The sequence below is a fragment of the Kineosporia corallincola genome (assembly GCF_018499875.1).
Lineage (GTDB): Bacteria > Actinomycetota > Actinomycetes > Actinomycetales > Kineosporiaceae > Kineosporia > Kineosporia corallincola.
In genome coordinates, this window is record NZ_JAHBAY010000012.1 from 96,867 (window position 1) to 121,572 (window position 24,706).

The 24,706-nt window shown below is 72.0% G+C and carries 26 protein-coding genes; 9 read left to right on the forward strand and 17 right to left on the reverse strand.

Annotated elements, in window-relative coordinates:
- Nucleotides 1–60: 60 nt before the first annotated feature.
- A complete protein-coding gene (gene fabG, locus KIH74_RS25875) occupies nt 61–786 on the reverse strand; it encodes a 3-oxoacyl-ACP reductase FabG (RefSeq protein WP_372492126.1) in 726 nt (241 codons plus the stop codon).
- Between the two features lie 334 nt (nt 787–1,120).
- Between fabG and KIH74_RS25880 the strand changes: the two genes are divergently transcribed.
- Genes KIH74_RS25880 through KIH74_RS25890 form a run of 3 tightly spaced genes read left to right on the forward strand, consistent with a single transcriptional unit; the run spans nt 1,121 to nt 5,030 of the window.
- The gene (locus KIH74_RS25880) at nt 1,121–2,122 is read left to right on the forward strand and encodes a quinone oxidoreductase family protein (protein WP_372492127.1); all 1,002 of its coding nucleotides are present in this window, start codon (nt 1,121–1,123) and stop codon (nt 2,120–2,122) included.
- Nucleotides 2,119–3,636, forward strand: a complete 1,518-nt coding sequence (locus tag KIH74_RS25885) for a TldD/PmbA family protein (RefSeq protein ID WP_214158894.1) — start codon at nt 2,119–2,121, stop codon at nt 3,634–3,636. Before KIH74_RS25880 ends, KIH74_RS25885 begins: the two co-directional genes overlap by 4 nt.
- Nucleotides 3,633–5,030, forward strand: coding sequence for a metallopeptidase TldD-related protein (locus KIH74_RS25890; protein WP_214158896.1), 1,398 nt, complete (start codon nt 3,633–3,635; stop codon nt 5,028–5,030). Before KIH74_RS25885 ends, KIH74_RS25890 begins: the two co-directional genes overlap by 4 nt.
- Nucleotides 5,031–5,101: 71 nt before the next feature.
- Here KIH74_RS25890 and KIH74_RS25895 read toward each other — a convergent pair whose 3' ends face one another.
- Complete coding sequence (locus KIH74_RS25895; RefSeq protein ID WP_214158898.1) at nt 5,102–5,866, reverse strand: SDR family oxidoreductase; 765 nt, start codon at nt 5,864–5,866, stop codon at nt 5,102–5,104.
- 110 nt (nt 5,867–5,976) lie between these two features.
- Between KIH74_RS25895 and KIH74_RS25900 the strand changes: the two genes are divergently transcribed.
- Entirely contained in the window at nt 5,977–6,831 is an 855-nt protein-coding gene (locus KIH74_RS25900) for a prephenate dehydratase (RefSeq protein WP_246573126.1), read from the forward strand.
- Here KIH74_RS25900 and KIH74_RS25905 read toward each other — a convergent pair.
- From KIH74_RS25905 to KIH74_RS25925, 5 genes are all read right to left on the reverse strand, one after another.
- Nucleotides 6,828–7,748: an SURF1 family cytochrome oxidase biogenesis protein gene (locus tag KIH74_RS25905; RefSeq protein ID WP_214158901.1), complete on the reverse strand. Its 921-nt coding sequence runs from the start codon at nt 7,746–7,748 to the stop codon at nt 6,828–6,830. The genes KIH74_RS25900 and KIH74_RS25905 overlap by 4 nt on opposite strands.
- Nucleotides 7,745–7,933, reverse strand: a complete 189-nt coding sequence (locus KIH74_RS25910; RefSeq protein ID WP_372492131.1) for a hypothetical protein — start codon at nt 7,931–7,933, stop codon at nt 7,745–7,747. The genes KIH74_RS25905 and KIH74_RS25910 overlap by 4 nt, the downstream gene beginning before the upstream one ends.
- Nucleotides 7,934–8,113: 180 nt before the next feature.
- Nucleotides 8,114–8,605: a DUF3099 domain-containing protein gene (locus tag KIH74_RS25915; protein ID WP_214158905.1), complete on the reverse strand. Its 492-nt coding sequence runs from the start codon at nt 8,603–8,605 to the stop codon at nt 8,114–8,116.
- A 128-nt stretch (nt 8,606–8,733) separates the two neighbouring features.
- Nucleotides 8,734–8,952 (reverse strand): helix-turn-helix domain-containing protein, encoded by a 219-nt coding sequence (locus KIH74_RS25920; RefSeq protein ID WP_231442330.1) that lies wholly within the window; start codon nt 8,950–8,952, stop codon nt 8,734–8,736.
- A gap of 238 nt (nt 8,953–9,190) precedes the next feature.
- Complete coding sequence (locus tag KIH74_RS25925) at nt 9,191–10,789, reverse strand: ABC-F family ATP-binding cassette domain-containing protein (protein WP_214158907.1); 1,599 nt, start codon at nt 10,787–10,789, stop codon at nt 9,191–9,193.
- Nucleotides 10,790–10,927: 138 nt separating this feature from the next.
- On the opposite strand from KIH74_RS25925, the gene ypfJ reads away from it, so the two are divergent.
- Nucleotides 10,928–11,851, forward strand: coding sequence for a KPN_02809 family neutral zinc metallopeptidase (ypfJ, locus tag KIH74_RS25930; protein WP_443669984.1), 924 nt, complete (start codon nt 10,928–10,930; stop codon nt 11,849–11,851).
- Here the strand turns inward: ypfJ and KIH74_RS38910 are convergent.
- The 10 genes from KIH74_RS38910 to KIH74_RS25980 all read right to left on the reverse strand — a co-directional run bounded on the left by KIH74_RS38910 (nt 11,818) and on the right by KIH74_RS25980 (nt 21,143).
- Nucleotides 11,818–13,122 (reverse strand): GGDEF domain-containing protein, encoded by a 1,305-nt coding sequence (locus KIH74_RS38910; RefSeq protein ID WP_214158909.1) that lies wholly within the window; start codon nt 13,120–13,122, stop codon nt 11,818–11,820. The two genes, ypfJ and KIH74_RS38910, sit on opposite strands and share 34 nt — an antisense overlap.
- Nucleotides 13,123–13,125: 3 nt before the next feature.
- Nucleotides 13,126–14,379, reverse strand: coding sequence for a GGDEF domain-containing protein (locus tag KIH74_RS38915; protein ID WP_214158910.1), 1,254 nt, complete (start codon nt 14,377–14,379; stop codon nt 13,126–13,128).
- Between the two features lie 33 nt (nt 14,380–14,412).
- Nucleotides 14,413–14,760, reverse strand: a complete 348-nt coding sequence (locus KIH74_RS25945; protein ID WP_214158911.1) for a metal-sulfur cluster assembly factor — start codon at nt 14,758–14,760, stop codon at nt 14,413–14,415.
- Nucleotides 14,757–15,272, reverse strand: a complete 516-nt coding sequence (sufU, locus tag KIH74_RS25950; protein ID WP_214158912.1) for a Fe-S cluster assembly sulfur transfer protein SufU — start codon at nt 15,270–15,272, stop codon at nt 14,757–14,759. Before sufU ends, KIH74_RS25945 begins: the two co-directional genes overlap by 4 nt.
- Nucleotides 15,273–15,274: 2 nt before the next feature.
- Nucleotides 15,275–16,555 carry a SufS family cysteine desulfurase gene (locus KIH74_RS25955; protein ID WP_308114005.1) on the reverse strand — a complete coding sequence of 427 codons (1,281 nt, stop codon included), beginning with the start codon at nt 16,553–16,555 and terminating at the stop codon, nt 15,275–15,277.
- A 90-nt stretch (nt 16,556–16,645) separates the two neighbouring features.
- Nucleotides 16,646–17,404 (reverse strand): Fe-S cluster assembly ATPase SufC, encoded by a 759-nt coding sequence (gene sufC, locus KIH74_RS25960; RefSeq protein ID WP_214158913.1) that lies wholly within the window; start codon nt 17,402–17,404, stop codon nt 16,646–16,648.
- 6 nt (nt 17,405–17,410) lie between these two features.
- A complete protein-coding gene (locus KIH74_RS25965; protein WP_214158915.1) occupies nt 17,411–17,755 on the reverse strand; it encodes a non-heme iron oxygenase ferredoxin subunit in 345 nt (114 codons plus the stop codon).
- Nucleotides 17,752–18,912 (reverse strand): Fe-S cluster assembly protein SufD, encoded by a 1,161-nt coding sequence (sufD, locus tag KIH74_RS25970; RefSeq protein WP_214158917.1) that lies wholly within the window; start codon nt 18,910–18,912, stop codon nt 17,752–17,754. Before sufD ends, KIH74_RS25965 begins: the two co-directional genes overlap by 4 nt.
- A 46-nt stretch (nt 18,913–18,958) precedes the next feature.
- On the reverse strand, nt 18,959–20,371 hold the full coding sequence (gene sufB, locus KIH74_RS25975) for a Fe-S cluster assembly protein SufB (protein WP_214158919.1): 1,413 nt from the start codon (nt 20,369–20,371) through the stop codon (nt 18,959–18,961).
- Nucleotides 20,349–21,143 (reverse strand): helix-turn-helix transcriptional regulator, encoded by a 795-nt coding sequence (locus tag KIH74_RS25980; RefSeq protein ID WP_246573132.1) that lies wholly within the window; start codon nt 21,141–21,143, stop codon nt 20,349–20,351. The genes sufB and KIH74_RS25980 overlap by 23 nt, the downstream gene beginning before the upstream one ends.
- A gap of 208 nt (nt 21,144–21,351) precedes the next feature.
- On the opposite strand from KIH74_RS25980, the gene KIH74_RS25985 reads away from it, so the two are divergent.
- The 4 genes from KIH74_RS25985 (at nt 21,352) to KIH74_RS26000 (ending at nt 24,572) form a co-directional block, all read left to right on the forward strand.
- Complete coding sequence (locus KIH74_RS25985; RefSeq protein ID WP_246573089.1) at nt 21,352–22,329, forward strand: ABC transporter ATP-binding protein; 978 nt, start codon at nt 21,352–21,354, stop codon at nt 22,327–22,329.
- Complete coding sequence (locus KIH74_RS25990; protein ID WP_308114006.1) at nt 22,326–23,126, forward strand: ABC transporter permease; 801 nt, start codon at nt 22,326–22,328, stop codon at nt 23,124–23,126. Before KIH74_RS25985 ends, KIH74_RS25990 begins: the two co-directional genes overlap by 4 nt.
- Nucleotides 23,127–23,133: 7 nt before the next feature.
- Nucleotides 23,134–23,760 carry a flavoprotein gene (locus tag KIH74_RS25995; protein WP_214158923.1) on the forward strand — a complete coding sequence of 209 codons (627 nt, stop codon included), beginning with the start codon at nt 23,134–23,136 and terminating at the stop codon, nt 23,758–23,760.
- A 257-nt stretch (nt 23,761–24,017) separates the two neighbouring features.
- Nucleotides 24,018–24,572, forward strand: coding sequence for a DoxX family protein (locus KIH74_RS26000; protein WP_214158925.1), 555 nt, complete (start codon nt 24,018–24,020; stop codon nt 24,570–24,572).
- Nucleotides 24,573–24,706 lie beyond the last annotated feature (134 nt).

Consider the following 24,706-nt stretch of genomic DNA (forward strand, 5'->3'; position numbering starts at 1 on the left):
CTCTCACAATCGCGCGAAAACGCCCGCGGCCACTGCCGGCCGCGGGCGAAAACCTTTGTTCTAGTGACCCATTCCGATGCCGCCGTCGACCGGGATGACGGCGCCGGTGATGTAGGCGGCCGCGTCCGAGGCGAGGAAGCGCACGGTGGAGGCGATCTCGTCGACCGCGCCGAACCGGCCGGCCGGGATCCGGCTCAGGTACTCGGCCTTCAGCTTCTCCGGCAGTTCCGCGGTCATGTCGGTGTCGATGAAACCGGGCGCCACCACGTTCGCGGTGATGCCCCGGCCGCCGATCTCCCGGGTGATGGCACGGGCCATGCCGACCAGACCGGACTTGGTGGTGGCGTAGTTGACCTGCCCGGCCGAGCCCATCAGGCCGACCGTGCTGCCGATCAGGATGATCCGGCCGCGCCGGGCCTTGATCATCGACTTGGACACGGCCCGCACGCACCGGAAGGTGCCGCCCAGGTTGGTGTCGACGACCGTGTCCCAGTCGTCGTCGCTCATCCGCATCAGCAGGGTGTCGCGGGTGACCCCGGCGTTCGCCACCAGCACCTCGATCGGGCCCTGGTCGGCCTCCACCTGCGCCACCGCGTTCTTCACCGACTCGGCGTCGGTGATCTCGCAGATCACGCCCTTCAGGCCCGCCGGCGGCTCGCCGCTGCGGTGGGTCACGGTGACGGCGTCGCCGTCCTCCGCCATCGCGCGGGCGATCGCCAGCCCGATCCCCCGGTTACCACCCGTCACCAGCACGCTGCGTGCCACGATCACCCTTCCGGCGGCCACGAGGCCGCGATCCCTGCCGATCCTTCGGCCTGCGCATGTCATTTCCGTGTCGATCCGGTCACAGAGCCACACGCCGAGGGCGGTGCGCCGGTGTTCCGGCCGGCCTGCGCCGGACGCCACGACGGTCCGGTGAGTGACGTTATCCGACGAGCGAAGCGCGCCGCACCAGCGCACCCGGGGCAAAGATCGGACACGAAAACTGTCGGAACCGTACAAGAGGCGGGCCGCCGGGACCCGGCACCCGGTCGTCGGGTGGCCGTCAGGTGGGCGGCCGGTGTGCGACAGACCACAGCGGGGGGCTCCCTCCGGGCCCCGGAGGGAGTAGGTTCGCGGCGTGCGAGCTGTACAGATAACCGAGTTCGGCGGTCCCGAGGTACTCAGGGTGACCGACCTCGAGGAGCCGGCGCCCGGTGCGGGCGAGCTGCTGGTCGAGGTCGACTCCGCGGGCGTGAACTACGCGGACACCCACCAGGCCGAGGACTCCTACCTGGTCCCGCAGACCCTGCCGTTCGTGCCGGGCAGCGAGGTGGTGGGCCGGGTGGTCTCCGGCGACGGCCCCTTCGAGCCGGGCACCCGGGTGCTCGGGCTGACCCTGGCGGGCGGCGGCTACGCCGAGCGCGCCGTGGTGCCGGCCGGTCTGGCCTTCCGGCTGAAGGACGACCTGAGCGACGCGCAGGCCCTGGCGCTGCTGGTGCACGGCACCACCGCCTGGCACCTGCTGCGCCGCAGCGCCAAGGTGCGCCAGGGCGAGAGCGTGGTGGTGCACTCCGCGGCCGGCGGGGTCGGCAGCATGGCCGTGCAGCTGGCCCGGGCCTGGGGCGCGGGGCGCATCGTCGCCACCGCCTCCGGCGAGGCCAAGTGCGAGCTGGCCCGCTCGCTGGGCGCCGAGGTGGCCGTCGACGTCTCCGCCACCACCACCGCCGACGAGGTGAGGCAGGCGCTGCTGGAGGCCAATGCCGGCCAGGGGCTCGACGTGGTGCTGGAGATGACCGGGGGGCACGTGTTCGACGGGTCGCTGGCGGCGCTGCGTCCCCTGGGCCGGATCGCGGTCTTCGGGATGGCCTCCAAGGTGGCGCCGGAACCGGTGCTGGTGCAGCGGCTGATGCGCCGCTCCCTCACCCTGACCGGGTTCTGGCTGCCGCACGCCGTGCGCCAGCCCGGCGTGCTGGAGGGCGCGCTGGAGGAACTGCGCTCGATGGTGCGCGCCGGGGTGCTGCGGCCGGTGGTCGGCGGCAGCTTCCCCCTGGCGGACGCCGCCCGGGCGCACGAGGAGCTGCGCAGCCGGCGCAGCACCGGGAAGCTGGTCCTGGACGTGTCCGGGAAGGGAGTCGGGTGAGCCCGCGGTTCGGTCAGCAGATCGATCAGGACTTCCTGGCCCTGCCCCTGGACGCGCTGGCCGGTGCCGCGCTCCAGGAGGCCCGCACCGCGGGGGCCACGCACGCCGACCTGCGGGTGCAGCGCACCCGCAGCGCGTCGATGCAGCTGCGCGACGCCCGGGTGTCGTCCAGCTCCGACGTGGTGGCCGCCGGCCTGGCGGTGCGCGTGCTGCTCGACGGCGTCTGGGGTTTCGCGGCCACCGACCGGCTGACCCCGGAGGCCGCCGTGGCCACGGCCCGCAGGGCGCTGGAGGTGGCCCGCACCTGCCGGCCGCTGGTGGCCGGGCGGGTCGAGCTGGCGCCGGAACCGGTGCACCCCGACGTCACCTGGGTCTCGTCCTACCGGCAGGACCCGTTCACGGTGCCGGTGGCCGACCGGGCCCGGCACCTGGCCGGCTGGGCCGGCACGCTGCTGGCCGCGGACGGCGTGGACCACTGCGACGTGGCGCTGAACCTGTGCAAGGAGCAGAAGTTCTACGCCGACCTGGCGGGCACCGTCACCCGGCAGCAGCGGGTGCTGATGGCGCCCGAGGTGACCGTGGTGGCGATCGCGCCGGACGGGCCGGAGTCGATGCGCTCGCTGGCCCCGCCGGCCGCGCGCGGCTGGGAGTACCTGACCGGTGACGGCTGGGACTGGGACGACGAGATCGCCCGGCTGCCCGGCCTTCTCGCCGAGCGGGTGCAGGCCCCGAGCGTCGAGGCGGGCAGCTACGACCTGGTGATCGACCCGACCAACCTGTGGCTGACGATCCACGAGTCGGTGGGTCACGCCACCGAGCTGGACCGTTCGCTGGGTTACGAGGCCGCCTACGCCGGAACCAGTTTCGCGAGCCTCGACGGCGTCGGCTCGTTCCGCTACGGCAGCGGCCTGATGAACGTGACGGCCGACCGCACGGTCGAGCACGGCGGCGCCACCATCGGTTTCGACGACGAGGGGGTGGCCACCCGGTCGTGGGACCTGGTGCGCGACGGCGTGCTGACCGGGTTCCAGACCGACCGGGCCACCGCGGCCCTGACCGGCCTGGGCGCCTCGAACGGCTGCGCCTACGCCGACTCGGCGCTGACCGTACCGGTGCAGCGGATGGCGAACGTCAGCCTGGCCGCGTCCGGCACCGGCACCACCACCGGCGACCTGATCGGCGGGGTGGAGGACGGCCTGTACGTGGTCGGCGACAAGTCCTGGTCCATCGACATGCAGCGCTACAACTTCCAGTTCACCGCGCAGCGTTTCTACCGGATCCGCGGCGGGAAGCTGGCCGGGCAGGTGAAGGACGCCGCCTACCAGGGCTCCACACCGGGTTTCTGGGGGTCGCTGAAGGGCCTGGGCGGGGAGTCCACCTACCACCTGGGCGGCGCGCCGAACTGCGGCAAGGCCCAGCCCGGGCAGGTCGCCTGGGTCAGCCACGGCGCCCCGTCCACACTCTTCGAGCAGGTCAACGTGCTCAACACGCGCGCCGAGGGAGGCCACCGATGACCACGCCCGCTGCCGAGCTCGTCGAGATCGCCCTCGCCGAGGTGGCCAGGACCGGACCGGAACTCGGTGCGGCGGTGCTGGTCTCGCAGTCCTCCAGCATGAACCTGCGGTGGGCGCTGAACGGCCTCACCACCAACGGCCTGACCACCTCCGGCTCGGTCACGGTGATCGTCGGCGCCCCGGTCACCGGCGGCACCGGCTCCGGCGTGCTCACCCGGCAGGGCCTGGACGCGCGGGGGGTGCGTGACCTGGTGGCCGACACCGTGGCCCTGGCCCGCTCCGCGGAACCGGCCGAGGACGCCGCGCCGTTCGTGACCGGTTCCGAACAGCCGGGTTTCGCCGACCCGGGCGCCGAGACCGGCGCCTCCACCCTGGCCCCGGTGGCCGAGGCGCTCGGCGAGGTGTTCGGCCGGTCCCGCGAGAACGGCCGGGAGTCCTTCGGTTTCGCGCTGCACGAGCTCACCACCACCTGGCTGGGCACCACCGGCGGCCTGCGCTACCGGCACGAGCAGCCACAGGGCTCGATCCAGCTCACCGGAAAGGCCGGTGCGCGAAGCCGTTCCGCCTACGTGGCGCGCGGCACCCGGGACTTCAGCGACGTCGACGTGCTGGCCCTGGACGACGAGATCGCCACCCGGCTGCGCTGGCAGGAACGCCGCATCGACCTCGGACCCGGCCGGTACACCACGGTTCTGCCGCCCACCTCGGTGGCCGACCTGATGGTCTACTACCACTGGTCGGCGGAGGCCCGGGGCGCGCACGAGGGCCGCACGGTGTTCTCCCGGCCCGGCGGCGGAACCCGGGTGGGCGAGCGGATCACCGGCAGCCCGGTGTCTCTCACCAGCGACCCCTATCACCACGAACTGGGTTGCGCCGACCGGGTTCTCGCGCACGCCTCGTCGGAGACCGCATCGGCGTTCGACAACGGCCTGCCCTCCCCCGCCGTCACCTGGCTGGACCGCGGCACGATCAGCGCGCTGCCGACCACCCGGCACACCGCCGGGCTGACCGGCCTTCCGGTCGCCCCGACGCCCGAAAACCTGGTGCTCACCGGGGAGAACGGCACGGCCGGCACGGCCGAGCTGGTGGCCGGTGTGGAGCGTGGGCTGCTGATCGGCTCGCTCTGGTACATCCGCGAGGTGGACCCGCAGAGCCTGCTGCTCACCGGCCTCACCCGGGACGGCGTCTACGTCGTCGAGAACGGCGAGATCGTGGGCGCGGCGGGCAATTTCCGGTTCAACGAGAGCCCGGTGGACGTGCTGTCGCGGGTCGAGGCGTACGGCGCGACCGAGGTCTGCCTGAGCCGCGAGTGGTGCGACTGGTACACCCGCACGGCCATGCCGCCGTTGCGGATCGACGGGTTCAACATGTCCACCGTCGCCGAGGGCTCCTAGGCCACAATCATGGACGACGAGGAGCCCGCGCGGGCTGCTCGTCGTCCATGGTTGTGGCCCCTGAGAGCTTTTCAGTAGCCGTGTGACAGGCCACCGTCGACGGCCAGCATCGTGCCGGTCACGAAGCTCGCCGCCGGGCTCAGCAGGAACACGGCGGGCCGGGCGAACTCCAGCGGCTCGCCGTACCGGCCGAGCGGGATCCGGGCCTCCTGCTGCCGCCGGGTCTCCTCCGGGCGGCCGCCCGCGGCGTCCAGCGAGCGCACCCGGTCGGTGTCGATCCGGCCCGGCAGGATGCCGTTGACCCGCACGTTCCGCTCGCCCAGCTCGTTCGCGAGCTGTTTGGCCGTCATCGCCAGGCCGGGCCGCAGGCCGTTCGACAGGGCCAGGTCGGGCAGCGGCTCGCGGACCGAGGTGGACAGCACGAGCACCACCGAACCGCCCTCCCGGGAGGCGAGTTTCCCGATCGTGCGGGCCAGGCGCAGGGGGCCGAGAAAGGTCTCCTCGAACGCCATCCGCCAGGCGCCGTCGTCCAGGTCCATCACCGTGCCGGACGGCGGGCCGCCGACGCTGATCAGGCCGCCGTCGAGCCGGCCGTAGCGGGCGACGGCGGCGGCGACCAGGCAGGTCTCGATGCCCGGCTCGCCGATGTCGCCGGGCACGGCGATGGCGCGCTCGGAGCCGCCCAGGGCCGTGGCGGTGGCCTTCAGCTCGTCCTCGTTGCGGGAGCACAGCACCAGGCGTGCGCCCTCCGCGGCGAGCAGTTCCGCGCAGGCCCGGCCGAGCCCCCTGGACGCCCCCGTCACCACGTACACCCGGTCTGACAGACCCAGATCCATCGCGTTATCCGTTCTACAGCCCGCTACCCATGGTTATCTCATGGTCACTCTAGAGTGATGACGGGGGTGAAACCCGTAGCCCGGGGCGTTGCGGCATGATGTCGGTCGTGATGACCCGTACCCGGCGGATCGCGTTCCAGGGCGACCTGGGCGCCAATTCGCACATCGCCTGCACCGACGTCTACCCGGACTACGAGCCGGTCCCGTTCCAGACGTTCGAGGAGTGCTTCGTGGCGCTCGGCGACGGTACGGCCGACCTGGCCATGATCCCGGTGGAGAACAGCACCGCCGGGCGGGTCGCCGACATCCACTACCTGCTGCCGCAGTCCCGGGTGCACATCATCGGCGAGTACTTCCTGCCGGTTCACCACCAGCTGCTCGCCCTGCCCGGCACCACGCTGGACGAGGTCAAGACGGTGCGCAGCCACCCGCAGGCCCTGGACCAGTGCCGCAACGCCCTGCGCGAGCTGGGCGTCACGCCGGTCACGGCGGCCGACACGGCGGGCAGCGCGCGCGAGATCGTCGCGCTGGGCGACCCCTCGGTGGCCGCGATCGCGCCGCGCCTGGCGGCCGGCGTGTACGGCCTCGACATCCTCCGCGAGGACATCGAGGACGAGGCGCACAACACCACCCGCTTCATCATTCTGTCGCCCGAGAACCTGCGCGCCGCACCGGGAGTCGGGCCGATCGTCACCACGTTCGTGTTCGGGGTGCGCAACATCCCGGCCGCTCTGTACAAGGCGCTGGGCGGTTTCGCCACGAACGGCGTGAACATGACCAAGCTGGAGAGCTACATGGTGGGTGGGCAGTTCATCGCCACCCAGTTCCTCGCCGACATCGACGGCCACCCGGACGAGCCGAACGTGGCCCGGGCGTTCGAGGAGCTGAGTTTCTTCGCCGACGTGCGCATGCTCGGCGTGTACCGGGCCAGCCCGTTCCGCGAGCAGCAGCGGCAGGCGCTCTAACGGTAGGTGGCACGGGTGATGACGGGTTCCGCCCCGGCGCTCCCGTCGTCCTCGTCCTCGTCCTCCTCGTCACGACGCCGCACCTCGCGCACCATGGCCACGCCGAACAGCACGTAGGCGATGATCGCGAAGCTGTCCCACTGCACCGAGTAGGACAGGTTGATGCCCAGGCCGGTGTCCGGCTCCTCGGCGGCCTCGGGGGTGTCGGCGGCCGGCGGGTCCTCGCTGACCAGGGCCCCGAAGGCGCCCACCACGTCGGCGGCGTCGAGCCCGGTCTGCCCGGTCAGGGCGGCGACGTTCAGCCGGGCGGCCTGCCCGGCCGGGGCGGTGCGGTCGGAGGCCGGCTCACTGGGCCGCAGCCGGGCCACCACGGTGACCTGGCCGGTGGGCGGGGCGGGCACGCTGTCCGGCCTGGAGGCGTCCGAGCTGCCGGCCGGGATCCAGCCGCGGTCGACGAACAGCACGGTGCCGTCGGCGCCGCGCAGCGGCACCACCACCTCGTAGCCGTTCTGGCTGTTGCCGCCGGTGCCGACCGTGCCGGCCTGGCCGATCTGGTCGTGCGGGCGGTTGCGGATCAGCACGGTGTCGTCGGCGAGGTACTCGCCGGTGACGGTGACCTGCCGCCACTCCTGCTCGTCGGCCAGGGTGGCACCGGCCGGGAGGATCTGCGCCAGCGGCACCGGGGTGGCGTCGTAGTTGGCCGCGATCAGGTGGTTGCGCGCCGACTTCGCCTCGTGCCGGTGCAGCTGCCAGCGGCCGAGGAACAGGAACACGATCGTCAGCACCACCACGCCGGCCAGGGCCCCGGCCCAGCGCCGTTCACGCAGCAGACCCAGTGCGGCCCAGGTGGTGCCGAGCGCACCGCGGTGCGGCCGCTCCTGCTCGTCGTCCACGGAAGGGCCCGCCTCGACGCTCATTCCACCAGCTCCTCGGTGCTCACGGTCTCCTTCAGGAAACCACGCAGGCTCAGGAACTCCTCGAGGTGGGTGCGGTGCTCGTCGCACGCCGTCCAGATCTTGCGGCGTTCCGGCGTGTGCAGCTTGGGGTTGTTCCATCGCAGGGCCCACACCGCGGGGCGCCGGCACCCGCGAGCACTGCACATCGGCGACTGCCGTTCTGTCACGGGGACAGTCTGCCAAAAGGGGGACGCCGGGCGGCCACGGGGGATGCCGCCCGGCGTCCATTCGCGCACCCCGACGGGGGATGCAGGGCGCGCTCGACAAGTATGACACGGATCGGTGTCAGTCTGACCCATGAATCAGCAGGGCCATTCGTGTGATGCTCACTTCGACTGATCGGACGAGGTGCGCGAATCGATCAGGACGGTATGGGGATCCTCGTCGCCGTCCGACCCGAAAGTGGGCTCGGATGCAGGCAAATCGGACGATTCATGATGTACCGGCGGATGGATGGTGACCGGTATGCCGTCGTCCGCGACCGCTGCCGCGGAGGGCAGCGTGTGGCGGGCCCGGGGGGTCACGGGAGCCGGGCCGTCGGTGCGACGACGGCCGACGGCGTTGGCCATCACGACGGCCACGTAGGGCAGGATCACGGCACCCGCGGCGAAGATCCACCAGGACCAGTGGCCCCAGCGGGCGTGGATGACGATGGCGAGCACCACGCAGACCACCCGGATGCTCATCGAGATCAGGTAGCGGCGGATCCGCGCGTCCAGATCGTCGGAGTGCGGCGAGACCGCGCCGGTGATGCTGTGCACCGGCTCGCCGGCGCCCCGGGAAGGGTCGGGGGAAACGGGCTGTTCGCCTCTGTTCACCCACCCACCGTACGCCGGTACGGGAGTGATGCGGGCCGACGGCCCGGGAGCGCGGATGGTGCGACACGCCCCCGGCCGTCGGTCATTCGGCACTTCTTCTACTGACGAGCCCGCACGATCACGAGGGACTAGTGCTGCTTGGCCTTGCCCCGGGTGGCTCCACCCCGGCCGCGCAGCTGAACCTCGTTCTCGGTGAGGATGCGGTGGACGAAACCGTAGGAACGCCCCGTCTCCTCCGCCAGGGCACGGATACTCGAGCCCGACGTGTACTTCTTCTTCAGCTCGCCCGCCAGCTTCGAACGATCGGTGCCCGTGATCCGGGCTCCCTTCTTGACACTCTCGGCCACGAATCCTCCTCGAACGTGTGTCGTTCTCGGACCCATGGTGATCTCGAGTCGTGCATCCGGCCACTCGACGCGCCACGCAAAGTGATTCCTCGGGCGTTCGTTTCATCGTGCGGCAGATCCGGTCAGATCGACGTCAAGCACGGAAACGGCCGGGGCGGTGAGGAATTCACCGCCCCGGTGGTAACCGGGCAGACTTCTGTTGCGCTCCGGGCGATATGCCCGGAAGGTCGCCGCGCGATCAGGCGAGCGTGACCAGGTCGAGGTAGTCCTTGCTCCAGAGGTCTTCCTCGCCGTCGGGCAGCAGGACCACCCGTTCGGGGTTGAGCGCCTCGACCGCGCCCTCGTCGTGGGTGACCAGGATGATGGCGCCCTCGTAGCGGCGCAGGGCGTCCAGCACCTCTTCCCGGCTGGCCGGGTCGAGGTTGTTGGTGGGCTCGTCGAGCAGCAGCACGTTGGCCCCGGACACCACCAGGGTGGCCAGCGCCAGGCGGGTCTTCTCACCGCCCGACAGCACCCCGGCGGGCTTGTTGGCGTCGTCACCGCCGAACAGGAACGAGCCGAGCACCGTGCGCACCTGCGTGTCGGTCAGGTCGGGGGACGCCGAGCGCATGTTCTCCAGCACGGTGCGGTCGGTGTCGAGGGTCTCGTGCTCCTGGGCGTAGTAGCCCAGACGCAGGCCGTGACCCGGGACGATGTCGCCGGTGTCGGGCTTCTCGATGCCGCCGAGCATGCGCAGGAGCGTGGTCTTGCCGGCGCCGTTGAGGCCCAGGACGACCACCCGCGAGCCGCGGTCGATGGCCAGCGAGACGTCGGTGAAGATCTCCAGGCTGCCGTACGACTTGCTCAGCCCCTCGGCCGTCAGCGGGGTCTTGCCGCACGGCGCCGGCTGCGGGAAGCGCAGCTTGGCCACCTTGTCCTGCTGACGCACCTCGTCGAGGCCGGACAGCAGCTTCTCGGCGCGCTTGGCCATGTTCTGGGCGGCGGTGGCCTTGGTCGCCTTGGCGCGCATCTTGTCGGCCTGCTGCAACAGGATGGTGGCCTTCTTCTCGGCGTTCTGCCGCTCGCGGCGACGGCGCTTCTCGTCCGTCTCGCGGGCCTCCAGGTACTTCTTCCAGCCGACGTTGTAGATGTCCAGCGCGGAGCGGTTGGCGTCCAGGTGGTAGACCTGGTTGACCACCACGTCGAGCAGCTCGACGTCGTGGCTGATCACGATCAGGCCGCCGTTCCAGACCTTGAGGAAGTCGCGCAGCCAGGCGATCGAGTCGGCGTCGAGGTGGTTGGTGGGCTCGTCGAGCAGCAGCGTGTCGGAGCCGGAGAACAGGATGCGGGCCAGCTCGACGCGGCGGCGCTGACCACCCGACAGGGTGCCCAGCGGCTGCTCCAGCACCCGGTCGGGCAGGCTGAGGCTGGCGCAGATGGTGGCCGCCTCGCTCTCCGCCGCGTAGCCGCCGCCGGCCACGAACTCGGCCTCCAGCCGGGAGTAGCGCTCCATCGCCGCGTCGCGGGTCTCGTCGACGACGCTCGCCATCTGGCCCTCGGTCTCGCGCATCCGGCGGATCACGTCGTCCAGGTTGCGGGCGCTCAGCACCCGGTCGCGGGCCAGGATCGACAGGTCGGCGGTGCGCGGGTCCTGCGGCAGGTAGCCGATGTTGCCGCTGCGGGTGACGGTGCCGCCGGCCGGCTGCCCCTCCCCCGCCAGCACCTTGGTCAGCGTGGTCTTGCCGGCGCCGTTACGGCCCACCAGCCCGACGCGCTGGCCCGGGCCGACCCGGAAGGTGGCGTTCTCGACGAGGAGCCGGGAGCCGGCACGCAGCTCGACGGCATTGGCAACGATCATGAGGGGACAGCTCCTGCGGAAGATTCTCGGACGGGGGGCGCCCGGTGTGCAGCAGCAGTCGAACCGGACCAAAGTGGTGACAGCATTCTACGCGGGCGGCGGTGCCGGCGTTCTCACAGACAGGGGCTGCGCGTGGGTATCGAGTTCGACGACGACCGGGTTGACGTCGGCGGTGTGGACGACCGTCGTGGTGGCGGCGGTATCGGGCTGGGTGGTGGCGGCCTGGCCGTCGGCGGCGGGGCCGGGGTGGTCGGCCTGGTGATCTACCTGCTGGTGGCGGTGCTCGGCGGCGGTGACGGCGGCAGCGGCTCCGGCCTGCCGCAGCTGGGTGCGGGCAGCGCCAACAGCACCGGGAAGCAGGAGTCGCGGCAGGAGCTGTCCGACCGGTGCAACTCCGACGGCGCACTGGACGAGTACACCGACTGCCGGCTGATCAAGGTGTACGACATCGCGGACAGCACCTGGGAGGACGAGTTCTCCCGGCGCGGGCTCTCCAGCAGCTACCACGCACCCCAGCTGGCCTTCTTCGACGACGCGGCGAGCACCGGCTGCGGTCAGGCCTCCTCCGACGTCGGGCCGTTCTACTGCCCCGCCGACGAGGAGATCTACCTCGACCTGGACTTCCTCGACCAGCTCCAGAAGGAGTACGGCGCCGAGGGCGAGTTCGCGCAGGCGTACATCCTGGCCCACGAGTACGGCCACCACCTCCAGACTCTGCTGGGCACCGAGCAGCAGGTGCGGCAGGCCCAGCAGAGCAACCCGGACCAGGAGAACGAGTACTCGGTGGCGATGGAGCTCCAGGCCGACTGCTACGCCGGTGCCTGGTCGGTGCTCGCCGACCAGGCCGACAGCGGCATCGACCTGACCAAGGCCAACATCGCCGAGGCGCAGAAGGCCGCGCAGGCGGTGGGTGACGACCGGATCCAGAAGAAGGCCACCGGCAAGGTGGACCAGGACTCCTGGACGCACGGCTCGGCGGCGCAGCGCAAGGAGTGGTTCACCACCGGCTACTCCACCGGCGACATCGATCAGTGCGACACGTTCGGCGCACTCGGGCTCTGAGCCGGCTGACCGGCCTGCTGGTGGGCCCGCCGGCTGTTCTCGCGCCACTGGAGCATCACCGGCTCGAACACGGCCACCCGGTTGCGGCCCAGTTCCTTGGCCCGGTACAGGGCGATGTCGGCGAACTCGACGAGCTGCTCCCCGCCGTTCGCCGTCCCGTCGTCCACGGCCAGCCCGAGACTCGAGGTGACCGGCACGTCCACCCCGTCCAGCACGAACGGGTCCTGGAACACCCGCTGCACCCGGGCGGCCACCTCGGCCGCACCGGCCGGGGTGTGGTGGGCGACGGTGAGGAGCACGAACTCGTCGCCGCCCACCCGGGCCAGCACGTCGGAACTGCGCAGCACCCCGGTGACCCGGGACGCCACCTGACGCAGCAGGGCGTCCCCGGCACCGTGGCCCAGGGTGTCGTTGACGTTCTTGAAGTGGTCCAGGTCGAAGTAGACGACGCCGATCAGCCGGCCCGCCTGCCGGCCCCGGGCCAGGGCGCTGACCAGGTGGTCGGAGAACAGGGCCCGGTTCGGCAGGCCGGTCAGCGGGTCCCGGGTGGCCTTGTGCTGGAGCTCGGCGTTGGCCTCGGACAGCCGCAGGTTCACCTGTTCGGTGGCCTCCTGCTCCTGCCGCAACTCGTCGGCCAGCAGCGAATTCTGGTGCGCCAGCAGGCGGGCGCCGGCCATCTGCCGGTAGCCGTACCGGGCCAGCGGCGGCGCCCCGAACCCGCCGAACACGATGAACGCCACGAGGGCCCAGTTGCCCTGCACGGCCAGCCCGGCCCCGCCGCTGAGCACGATGCCGACGTGGAAGATCCGGTACACGCCCGGGGTGGCGGCGCAGAACAGCAGGTTCGCGGCGTTGGCCAGCACCAGCATGGTGACCGGCACCGCGACCAGCCCCGGGTCGGCGTCCCCGGGCCGCAGGGCCAGACAGCTGCTGCCCCAGATCACGCCCGTCCCGAGCTGGAGCATCCCGAAACGCCGGGTCACCCCGGCCGGTGACGCGCCCACGGCGAGCCGCCGGGCCGGGGCGATGACCGTGGCCGGCACGGCGAAGTGGAACAGCGTCAGCCAGGCCAGGCAGAGCCCGCTCCAGACCAGCAGCCCCAGCCGCGGCACACCGGCCACGAGCAGCACGACGTCGGCGGTGGCGACCAGGCCGAACCCGAGCAGGTTGCTGACCCGGGCGGCCTCCGCCGTCTGGATCAGCAGCTCGCGGCGGACCACGTCGTCGATCTCCGGGTCCGGGGCCCGCACGATCCGCCAGATGTCCCGCACGCCTCAGGAGTCGACAGCCCTGCCCAGCCGATTGAGCGCTTCCCGGGTGGGAGGCGCCACGAACACCTGGTTGCGGCCCAGTTGCTTGGCCCGGTACAGCGCCATGTCGGCCCGCTCCACCAGGTCCTCCCCGGACAGACCCGGGTCGTCGACCGCCACGCCCAGGCTCGCCGAGATCACCGCCGGGTTGCCGGCCAGGTCGAACGGCACCTCCAGCACCTGCCGGATCCGCTCCGCCACCTGCACCGGCGCCACCTCACCCGGGCCGGCGCCGAAGTCGTGGGTGAGCACCACGAACTCGTCACCGCCCAGCCGGGCCAGCACGTCCGGGCTGCGCAGCACCGCGGCCGTGCGGTCGGCCACCTGGCGCAGCAGCTCGTCACCGGCGCCGTGGCCGAGACTGTCGTTGACCGCCTTGAAATGGTCCAGGTCGAAATAGATCACCGCCACCGGCGTGGCGTTGCGCCGGCCGTGCCGCATCGACCGGCCCAGGTTCTCGAAGAACAGGGTGCGGTTCGGCAGCCGGGTCAGCGGGTCGCGGGTGGCCTGCTGGCGCAGCTCGGCGTTGGCCTCGGACAGCTCCAGATTCATCCGCTCCACGCCCTCGCGCTCCAGGCGCAGGTCGTGGGCCAGCAGCTCGCTGCGCCGGGCCAGCACCCGGGCCCGGGCCACCTGCTGGTACATGTACCGGGCCAGCGGCACGGCCGCGGGCGCCACCACGGCGTTCAGCGCGGCCACCCCGCCCTCGCCGTGCGCGATCAGCCCGGCCGACGCGGCCACCAGCGCGGTCAGGTGGAAGGCCAGCCAGGGCCGGGGCGTGGCCGACGAGAACACCACGTTGGCGGCCACCGCCAGCACGGTCACCGCGCAGGCCGTCGACACCACCGAGGTGTCCCCGGCCGTCGGCGCGGCGGCGGCCGGCAGCAGCCCCCAGGCCAGACCGCCCAGGGTCTGGAAGGCGGTGAACACCCGCAGCCGGTCGCGGTAGGAGCGGCGGTGCCGGGGATCCACCACGAACACCCCGACACCGGCGACGTAGAGCACCATCACCAGCAGCACGAGCCCGGTCCACAGCAGGACCGGGCCCGTCGCGGCGTGCTCGGCCGCCATCACCACCAGCACCACGGCCGACAGCGGCAGCCCGAGCAGGCTGCTCAGCCGCGAGGCCTGCGCGGACTGCTCCAGCAGCTGCCCGCGCACGACCTCGTCGAGCACCGGGTTCGGCGCCACGACGAGCCGCCAGATGTCCCGCACCACCGGGGCATCGTCATCGGCGACTCACAGGTTGAACTAGAGGTTGAACCCCAGGGCCCGCAGCTGCTCGCGGCCGTCGTCGGTGATCTTGTCGGGGCCCCACGGCGGCATCCACACCCAGTTGATGGCCATGCCCTTGACCAGCGAGTCCAGGGCGGTCTGCGCCTGGTCCTCGATCACGTCGGTCAGCGGGCAGGCCGCCGACGTCAGCGTCATGTCGATGGTGGCGTGGTTGTGCTGGTCGATCGTGATGCCGTAGACCAGGCCCAGGTCGACCACGTTGATGCCCAGCTCGGGGTCGACGACGTCGCGCAGGGCCTCCTCGACGTCGGCGACGTCCGCCGGGACGTCCGCCGGGTTGGTGTCCACTGCCTGCTCGCTCATCGGTCCTCTCCAGAGGTCAGTTCGATACCGGGCTGATCGCCGGGTTGCGGCCGGGCCGCCTCGATCCGCAACAACGCGTCCTCGAACGCGGTCCATCCCAGGATCGCGCACTTGACGCGATTGGCGTGCCGGCTCACCCCGGCGAAGGCCACGGCGTCGCCGAGCACCTCCTCGTCGGGGGTGCCCTCGCCGCGGCTGCGCAGCATGGTGCGGTAGTCGGCCAGGATGTCCCGCGCCTCACCGACCGGTTTGCCGACGACCAGGTCGTGCATCACCGAGGTGGCGGCCTGGCTGATCGAGCAGCCGTCACCGGTCCAGGCCAGCTCACTCACGGTGCTGCCGCCGAGGGTGAGCTCCACGGTGACCTCGTCGCCGCACAGCGGGTTGTACTGGTGGCTGCGGGCGGTGCCGCTCGCCGGGTCGACCGGCTCGTCGGCCAGCGCCACGCGCCCGTGCTTCTCCTTGGAGTGATCCAGGATCACCTGCTGGTAGAGCGCTTCGAGTGAGGACAAGGTCAGCTCCTGCCGAAGAATCCGCGGACGGTACGCAGCGCCTCGACGAAACGCTCCACGTCGGCGTCGGTGGTGTAGAGGTAGGCACTGGCGCGGCTGGAGGCGTTCACGCCGTAGCGGCGGTGCACCGGCTGCGCGCAGTGGTGGCCGACCCGCACGGCGACCCCGGCGGCGTCGAGCACCTGGCCGACGTCGTGCGGGTGCACGCCCTCGACCTCGAACGCCACGGTGGCCGTGCGGTTCTCGGCCGTCGGCGGGCCGATCACCCGCACGCCCTCGACGGTCGCCAGCCCGTCGAGCATGAGCTGCGCCAGCTGGTGCTCCCGGGCGGCGATGCGGTGCATGCCGACCCGGTCGAGGTAGTCGACGGCGGCGCGCAGCGCCACGGCCTGAGCCACCGGCGGGGTGCCGGCCTCGAACCGCTGCGGGGCATCGCGGAACGTCGCGGTCTCCATCGTCACCCGCTCGACCATCGACCCGCCGGTCAGCACCGGCGGCAGCGCGTTGAGCAGGTCGGGACGGGCCGCGAGCACGCCGATCCCGGTCGGGCCGAGCATCTTGTGGCCGGAGAACACCGCCGCGTCGACGCCCAGGTCGCCCAGGTCGACCGGCAGGTGCGGCACCGACTGGCAGGCGTCGAGCACGGTGAGAGCGCCCACCGCGCGGGCCCGCGCGGCCAGGTCGCGCACCGGGTTGACGGTGCCGAGCACGTTCGAGGCGTGCGCGAACGCGACCACCTTCGTGCGCTCGTTGATCAGGTCGTCGATGCCGGACAGGTCGAGCCGGCCGTCGTCGGTCAGCGGGATCCAGCGCAGCGTCGCGCCCACGCGGGCGGCGGCGCGCTGCCAGGGCACCAGGTTGGCGTGGTGCTCCAGCTCGGTGACCAGCACCTCGTCGCCGGGCCGCAGCGCGTACTCCCCCGCCTCCGGGTCGGTCAGCGCGCTCGCCAGCACGTTGAGTCCCTCGGTGGCGTTGCGCATCCAGACCACGCCGTCGTCGGGCATCCCGACGAAGCGGGCCACGGTCTCCCGGGCGGCCTCGAACGCGTCGGTGGCCTCACTGGCCAGGGTGTGCGCGCCGCGGTGCACCGCGCTGTAAGACGTGGTGGCGAACTCGTACTCGGCCTTCAGCACCTGCTCCGGGCGCTGCGACGTGGCCCCGGAGTCGAGGTAGACCAGCGGGGCGCCGTCGGCGACCGTGCGGTGCAGGATCGGGAAGTCCGCCCGGAGGGCCTCGATCTCCGCGGCGTCCAGCGGTGTCGCCTGCGTGGACGTGAGGGTCACGCGATCAGATCCTTCATCAGATCGAGAATCATGGACGACGAGGAGCCGCGTGCGGGCTCCTCGTCGTCCATGATCGGGGGGTCGGTGAGCTCAGACGCTCGCGCCGGTGAACCGGTCGTAGCCGTTGGCCTCGAGCTCGTCGGCCAGCTCCGGGCCGCCCTCGGCCGCCACCTTGCCGTCGACGAACACGTGCACGAAGTCCGGCTTGATGTAGCGCAGGATGCGCGTGTAGTGCGTGATCAGCAGCACGCCGACCTCGCTGTTCTCACGCACCCGGTTGACGCCCTCGGAGACGATCTTCAGGGCGTCCACGTCGAGGCCGGAGTCGGTCTCGTCGAGCACGGCGAAACGCGGCTTGAGAAGCTCCATCTGGAGGATCTCGTGACGCTTCTTCTCACCGCCGGAGAAGCCGGCGTTGACGTCGCGCTCGGCGAAGGCCGGGTCCATCTTCAGCGCGTCCATGGCGCCGCGGACGTCTTTGACCCAGGTGCGCAGGCTCGGGGCCTTGCCGTCGATCGCGGTCTTGGCGGTGCGCAGGAAGTTGGACACGGTGACGCCGGCCACCTCGACCGGGTACTGCATGGCCAGGAAGAGGCCGGCCCGGGCGCGCTCGTCCACGCTCATCTCGAGCAGGTTCTCGCCGTCGAGCGTGACCGTGCCGGAGGTGATCGTGTACTTCGGGTGCCCGGCGATGGAGTACGCCAGCGTGGACTTGCCGGAGCCGTTGGGGCCCATGATCGCGTGCGTCTCACCGGAGCCGATGGTCAGGTCGACACCGCGCAGGATCTCCTTGGGGCCCTGCTCGGTCTCGACGCTGACGTGCAGGTCGCGGATTTCCAGTGTGGCCATGGCGGTTCAGTTCTCCTTAGATGAAGCAGAGTTCACGATGACGTCGGTGTCGACGTACACGTCGTCGCCCTCGAGGGTGACCTCGTACACGTCCACCGGGGTGACGGCGGGCAGGGCCGTGGGCCGGCCGGTGCGCAGGTCGAAGGCCGAGCCGTGGAGCCAGCACTCGATGGTGCAGTCCTCGACCAGTCCCTCCGACAGCGAGACCGCGGCGTGGGTGCACAGGTCGGCGACCGCGTGCACCTCGCCGTTGTTCTCCCGGGCCAGGGCGACGAGCGCCGTGCCCACGGTGACCTGGACGGCCTCGCCGGGCGTCAGGTCGGCGAGCGACGCGACGCGCTCACGGCTCACCGCTGCACCGCGCTGATCGCGGTCTCGGGCTCGCCGCCCAGCTCGGCCTCGATCGCGGCGAGCAGACGCTCCTGGAGGTCGGGGATGCCGATCTTGTGGATCAGCTCGGCGAAGAAGCCACGCACGACCAGGCGGCGCGCCTCCTCCTCGGTGATGCCCCGGGCCTGGAGGTAGAACAGCTGCTCGTCGTCGAACCGGCCGGTGGTGCTGGCGTGGCCGGCGCCGACGATCTCGCCGGTCTCGATCTCCAGGTTCGGCACCGAGTCGGCCCGGGTGCCGTCGGTCAGCACCAGGTTCCGGTTCATCTCGTAGGTGTCGGTGCCCTCGGCCTCGGCCCGGATCAGCACGTCGCCGACCCACACGGTGTGCGCGCCCTCGCCCTGGAGCGCGCCCTTGTAGGTGACGTTGCTGCGGCACTTCGGCGCGCTGTGGTCGACGAAGAGCCGGTGCTCCTGGTGCTGCCCGGCGTCGGCGATGTAGAGGCCGGCCATCTCGGCGTCGCCGCCCGGGCCGGTGTACTCCACGGTCTCGACGAAGCGCACCAGGTCGCCGCCCAGGGTGACCTGGGTGGAGTTGATCGACGCGTCCTTGCCCAGACGGATGCCGACGTGCTGGGCGTGCACCGCGGTGCGGTCCCAGCCCTGCACGCTGACGAACTTCACCCGGGCGCCGTCGCCGACCAGGATCGACAGCTCGCCGGAGTAGCGCGCGCTGCCGGTGTGCTCGACGACCACCGAGACCTGGGCGTTGGCGCCGATGTCGAGAATGACGTGGCCCCAGACGATCTGGTCGCCGGTGCCGTGCAGCCGGATCACGACCGGCCGGTCCGGCTCGGCGTCGCGCGGCACCCGCACGACGACCGCGCCGTTCTTCGCGTTCTCCAGTGCCAGCACGCTGGTGCGGTCGACCGACTTCGGCACCGAGCGCAGCAGCGGGTCGCCGGCCCCGACCGTGGTCAGCTCGACGCCCTCGGGCAGGTCGGTGGTCCAGGTCAGGGTGGCGTCGGTGGGCTCGCCCTCGAGCAGCCCGCGCAGGCGGTCCAGCGGGGTGAACCGCCAGTCCTCCTCCCGGCCGTTCGGGAGCGGGAAGTCCGCGACGTCGAAGCTCGAGCGGTGCAGCTCGACCGGTCCGCCTTCGATCGTGAATGTCTGAGTCATGGCTCTTTCGTTCTGGAAGTGGTTGATGGGTGACGGGTTTGGCGGACTAGCCGACCGCGCCTTCCATCTGGAGCTCGATCAGGCGGTTCAGCTCCAGGGCGTACTCCATCGGCAGCTCCCGGGCGATCGGCTCGACGAAACCGCGCACGATCATCGCCATCGCCTCCTCCTCGGTCATGCCGCGGGACATCAGGTAGAACAGCTGGTCCTCGCTGACCTTGGAGACCGTGGCCTCGTGCCCCATCGCCACGTCGTCCTCACGGACGTCGACGTAGGGGTAGGTGTCGGACCGGCTGATCGTGTCGACCAGCAGCGCGTCGCAGCGCACCGTGCTGGCCGAGTGGTGCGAGCCCTCGAGCACCTGGATCAGGCCGCGGTAGGAGGTGCGGCCACCGCCGCGGGCCACCGACTTGGAGACGATGGACGACTTGGTGTGCGGGGCGGCGTGCACCATCTTGGCGCCGGCGTCCTGGTGCTGGCCCTCGCCGGCGAACGCGATCGACAGCGTCTCGCCGTTGGCGTGCTCGCCGAGCAGGTAGATGGCCGGGTACTTCATGGTGACCTTGGAGCCGATGTTGCCGTCGACCCACTCCATGGTGGCGCCCTCGGCCGCGGTGGCCCGCTTGGTGACCAGGTTGTACACGTTGTTCGACCAGTTCTGGATGGTCGTGTAGCGCACCCGGGCGTCCTTCTTCACGACGATCTCGACCACGGCCGAGTGCAGCGAGTCGGAGCTGTAGATCGGCGCCGTGCAGCCCTCGACGTAGTGCACGTAGGAGCCCTCGTCGGCGATGATCAGCGTGCGCTCGAACTGACCCATGTTCTCGGTGTTGATCCGGAAGTAGGCCTGGAGCGGGATCTCGACGTGGACGCCCTTGGGCACGTAGATGAACGAGCCGCCCGACCAGACCGCGGTGTTCAGCGAGGCGAACTTGTTGTCGCCCACCGGGATCACCGTGCCGAAGTACTCCTGGAACAGCTCCGGGTACTCGCGCAGGCCGGTGTCGGTGTCGACGAAGATGACGCCCTGCTTCTCGAGCTCCTCGTTGATCTGGTGGTAGACCACCTCGGACTCGTACTGCGCGGCGACACCCGCGACCAGCCGCTGCTTCTCGGCCTCCGGGATGCCCAGCTTGTCGTAGGTGGCCTTGATGTCGTCGGGCAGGTCGTCCCAGGACTGGGCCTGCTTCTCGGTGGAGCGCACGAAGTACTTGATGTTGTCGAAGTCGATGCCCGACAGGTCGGAACCCCAGGTGGGCATGGGCTTCTTGCCGAACAGCCGCAGGCCCTTGAGCCGCTGGTTCAGCATCCACTCCGGCTCGTTCTTCTTGGCCGAGATGTCACGCACGACCGCTTCGGACAGGCCACGCTGGGCTGCGGCGCCGGCGACGTCGGAGTCGGCCCAGCCGAACTCGTACCGCCCGAGGCCCTCGAGTTCAGGATGCGACACGGTGCTCATCGGCTGATTTCTCCTCATGTGACGTGACGTCCGGCTCGTCGTGTGCTGGCGGCCGGATGGTCGGACTGTTCAGCGGAATGTGGGTGGTGCAGACGTGCTCGCCGTGGGCCAGGGTGGCCAGCCGTTGCACGTGCACCCCGAGAAGGCTGGAGAACGCGTGCGTCTCGGCCTCGCACAGCTGCGGGAACTGCGCGGCGACCTGCTGCACCGGGCAGTGGCCCTGGCACAGCTGCTTGCCGGGGCTGGGGCGCTGCTCACCCTCGGGCTGCCGCCGGCCGCGCTCCTCCAGGGAGCGGACGCTGGCGGCGTAGCCGTCGGTGCTCAGGGCCTGGGCCAGGGCGCCGGCCCGGCGGTGCGGGTCGCGCCCCACCGCGTCGACGGCGGGGCGGTACCGCTGGGCCAGGCGCTCGGCCCGGACCACGGCGAACTCCCGCACGGCGTCGGGACCGGCCGTGGCGGCCAGGAACTCCAGCAGCTGCACGGCCAGATCGTCGTAGGCGGTCGACATCACCGAGTGCCCGGCGTCGGTGAGCACGAACAGGCGGGCCGGGCGCCCGCGGCGCCGGGGGGCGCCCTCGGGCGGGTCCCAGGTGCAGACCAGGCCCTGATCGGTCAGGGTGTCGAGGTGACGGCGCACCGCCGCGGGAGTCAGCCCGAGCGTGGCCGCCAGATCGCTGGCGGTGACGGGACCGTGATGGAGGATCTCGCGGGAGACCCGGTTACGGGTGCCCCGATCCTCCATGCGGCCGGCTTCGAGATCGGCCTCGGTCATTTCCACCACACCAGTGTGACGTTATTCGACGCCGGGCTCAAGCCGGGGCCCCTCCACCCGGCTCACCGGTTCTGTCTGGTGCGTCACGGAAGGTGAACCTAACTTTCACCTGCCGGAACGCTGGTCACCCAGGGGCGGGGCACAGCCAACCACGGATCCGGCCGGGCGCGACGGCGGGGTCGTGCCGCCGGGCCCTCCGGGCTTCCCTATGGTTGACGTCGTGTCACGTTCTCTGGTGCCGCCCGCCGTCGAGGTCGCCGGGCTGGTGAAGCGTTACGGCTCACGGGTCGCCGTGGACGGCGCCTCGTTCACCGCGGCGCCCGGCGCCGTCACCGCCGTGCTCGGCCTCAACGGCGCGGGCAAGACCAGCACCATCGAGTGCTGCGAGGGCCTGCGCCGCCCGGACGGCGGCTCGGTGCGGGTGCTCGGCCGTGACCCGATGACCGACGGCGCCTGGCTGCGCCCCCGGGTCGGGGTGATGCTCCAGGACGGCGGCCTGCCCCAGGCCGCCCGGGCCGGCGACCTGCTCGACCTGGCCGCGGCGATGTACGCCGACCCCCTCGACCTGCCCGGGCTGGTGTCCACGCTCGACCTGGGCGGGCGGCTGCGCACCCCGGTGCGCCGGCTGTCCGGCGGCGAGCGGCAGCGCCTGGCCCTGGCCGTCGCCCTGGTCGGCCGTCCCGACGTGGCGTTCCTCGACGAGCCGACCGCCGGGCTCGACCCGCAGGCCCGGCTCGCGGTCTGGGACCTGATCGGCGGGCTGCGCGCCGGTGGTGTGGCGGTCGTGCTGACCACGCACCTGCTGGACGAGGCCGAGCGGCTGGCCGACCACGTGGTGCTGATGGCCGCCGGCCGGGTGGTCGCGGCGGGCACCCCGCGCGAGCTGACCGGTGGCAGCGACCACACCCTGACCTTCGAGGCGCCGCCCGGCCTGGACCTGGGCCGGCTGGCGCCGCTGCTGTCCGCCGGGATCGCCGCCACCGAGGTGCGGCCCGGCCACTACGTCGTCGCCAACCGCACCCCCGAGGCCCACCTGCTGCCCGCCGACGTCGCCGCCACCACCGCGTGGTGCGCGCAGCTCGGGATCATGCCGGAGGGTCTGGTGCTCGGCCGGAGGAGTCTGGAAGACGTGTTCCTGGAGATCGCCGCCCGTCAGGCCGGTGCGACGGAGGTGATCGGGGCGTGAGCGCGATCGAGATGACCGTGCCCGGTTCGCAGGCCTCCGTGCGGGAGGACGGCGGGAACCGGGCCGCCCCGCCGCTGCGCCGGGTGCTGGCGCAGACCCGCTTCGACGCGACCGCCATGCTCCGCAACGGCGAGCAGCTGCTGCTCACCGTGATCCTGCCGCTGTTCGTGCTGGCCGGGCTGGCCCGGAGCGGGGTGGTGGACCTGGGCGCGGGCCGCCGCATCGACCTGGCCACACCGGGCGTGCTGGCCCTGGCCCTGATCTCCACCTCGTTCACCGGTCAGGCGATCAGCACCGGGTTCGACCGCCGGGCCGGCATGCTGCGGCTGCTCGGCACCACCCCACTGGGCCGCTCCGGGCTGATCGCCGGGCGGCTGGGCGCGGTCGCCGTGGTGTCGGCGGTCCAGGTGGTGCTGCTCGGCGCCGTGGGCCTGGCCCTGGGCTGGCACCCGGCCCTGGCCGGGGTGCTCCCCGCGCTGGCCGTCGGTGTGCTCGGCTCCGCCGCGTTCGTCAGCCTCGGCCTGCTGCTGGCCGGCACGCTGCGCGCCGAGGCGGTGCTGGCGGCGGCCAACCTGATCTGGATCCTGCTGCTCGCGGGCGGTGGCGTGGTGCTGGCGGCCGGCCAGCTCGGCCCGCTCGGCGACGTGGTGCGCTGGCTGCCGTCGGGGGCGCTGGGCGACGGGCTGCGCGCCAGCCTGGCCCACGGCGAGTGGCCCTGGTTCGACCTGGCCGTGCTCACCGCCTGGGCGGCGGCCGGAACCGCCGCCACGGTGCGCTGGTTCCGCTGGGACAGCTGACGTTCCGGTGAGCCGGGTCCTCGCCCTGATCGGTTGCGCCGCGGGTGGTCTGGAAGGGCTGCGGCTCGGCCTGGCCGAACCGCTGGTGGCTGAGGGCTGGCGGGTCGCGATCACGCTGACCCCCACCGCCGGCACCTGGCTCGCGGCCGACGGGGAGGCCGCCCGGCTGGAGCGGCTCACCGGGCTGCCGGTGCGCTCGGCCTCACGGCTGCCCGGGCAGCCACGCCCGCACCCCGACCCGGACGTCTGCGCCGTGGTGCCCGCCACCGCCGGCACGGTGGCCAAGCTGGCCCTCGGGATCAGCGACAACCAGGCGACGACCGTGGCCAACGAGATGATCGGCCGCGAGGACGTCCCCGTGCTCGTGCTGCCCCGCGTCAACCGTTCCCACGTGCGGCACCCGGCCTGGGGCGGGCACGTGCGCGCCCTGCGCTCGGCCGGCGTGCGGCTGCTGTTGGGGGACGACGAGGGGGCCGTGAGCTCTGCGGGGGCCGTCAGCCCTGCGGGGGCCGTCAGCCCTGCGGGGGCCGTCAGCCCTGAGAGGGCCGTCAGCCCTGCGGGGGCCGTCAGCGCGCCCCGTGCCGAACCCGGTCTGCCGTGGGCCGCGGTGCTGGACGCCGTCCGCTCTGCCTGATCCGCTCTGCCTGATCCGCTCTGCCTGATCCGCTCTGCCTGATCCGCTCTGCCTGATCCGCTCTGCCTGATCCGGTGCACCGGCACGGACTTTGGCACTGATCACAGATGACTTTCGGCCCCAATCGGGGCATCCGGAACATCCGGGCCTCGACCGGTTTCACCGGCGACGTGACCATTGAGCGTTGAACGAAATCTGGGCCCGCCGGTTCGCACCGGTGCGACGGGGCCGGCCCGGGCGAACGTTAGGAGCACCGGATGTCCCGTAGCACTCTCGACCTCGGCCTGCTCGGCCTGCGGGTCGGCGTCGGCGCCACCCTCTTCGCCCACGGGGCGCAGAAACTGCTCGGCTGGTTCGGCGGGGGCGGCCTGAGCGCCACCGCGGCCGGTTTCGAGGGCATGGGCTTCCGGCCGGGACGCCGCAACGCCCTGGCCGCCGGCCTGGGCGAGGCCGGCGGGGCCCTGCTCGTCGCCGGGGCGGGCACGCCGTTCGCGGCGGCCGCGGCGGCCGGCACGATGATTGGTGCCGCCTCGGTGCACCGTCCCAACGGCTTCTTCAACACTCAGGGCGGGGTGGAGTACCCGGCCGTGCTGGGGCTGACCACCGCCGCCCTGGCGCTGACCGGGCCGGGCCGGTACTCGGTGGACCACCTGCTCGGCCACCGGCTGAACCGGAACTGGCAGGCCACCCTGGCCCTGTCCGCCGCCGTGGGTGGCGGCGCCTACGTGGTGGCACGGCGGCAGAAGGCGGTGGCCGCCGCCGCTGCCGAGGCCGCCGCGACGGGTACTGAGCCGGGTACCGCATCGGCCTGATTCCCGGCCGACCGGCCGTTCCGACCACTCGCGATCCGCGGACGCGGGTGGTCGGGACGGCTTCTCCTCGATGCGCATTCGTCACGCAATAGCCTGTTATCACCCTAGGGAGGAGGTCCCCCCCCCCCCGCAGG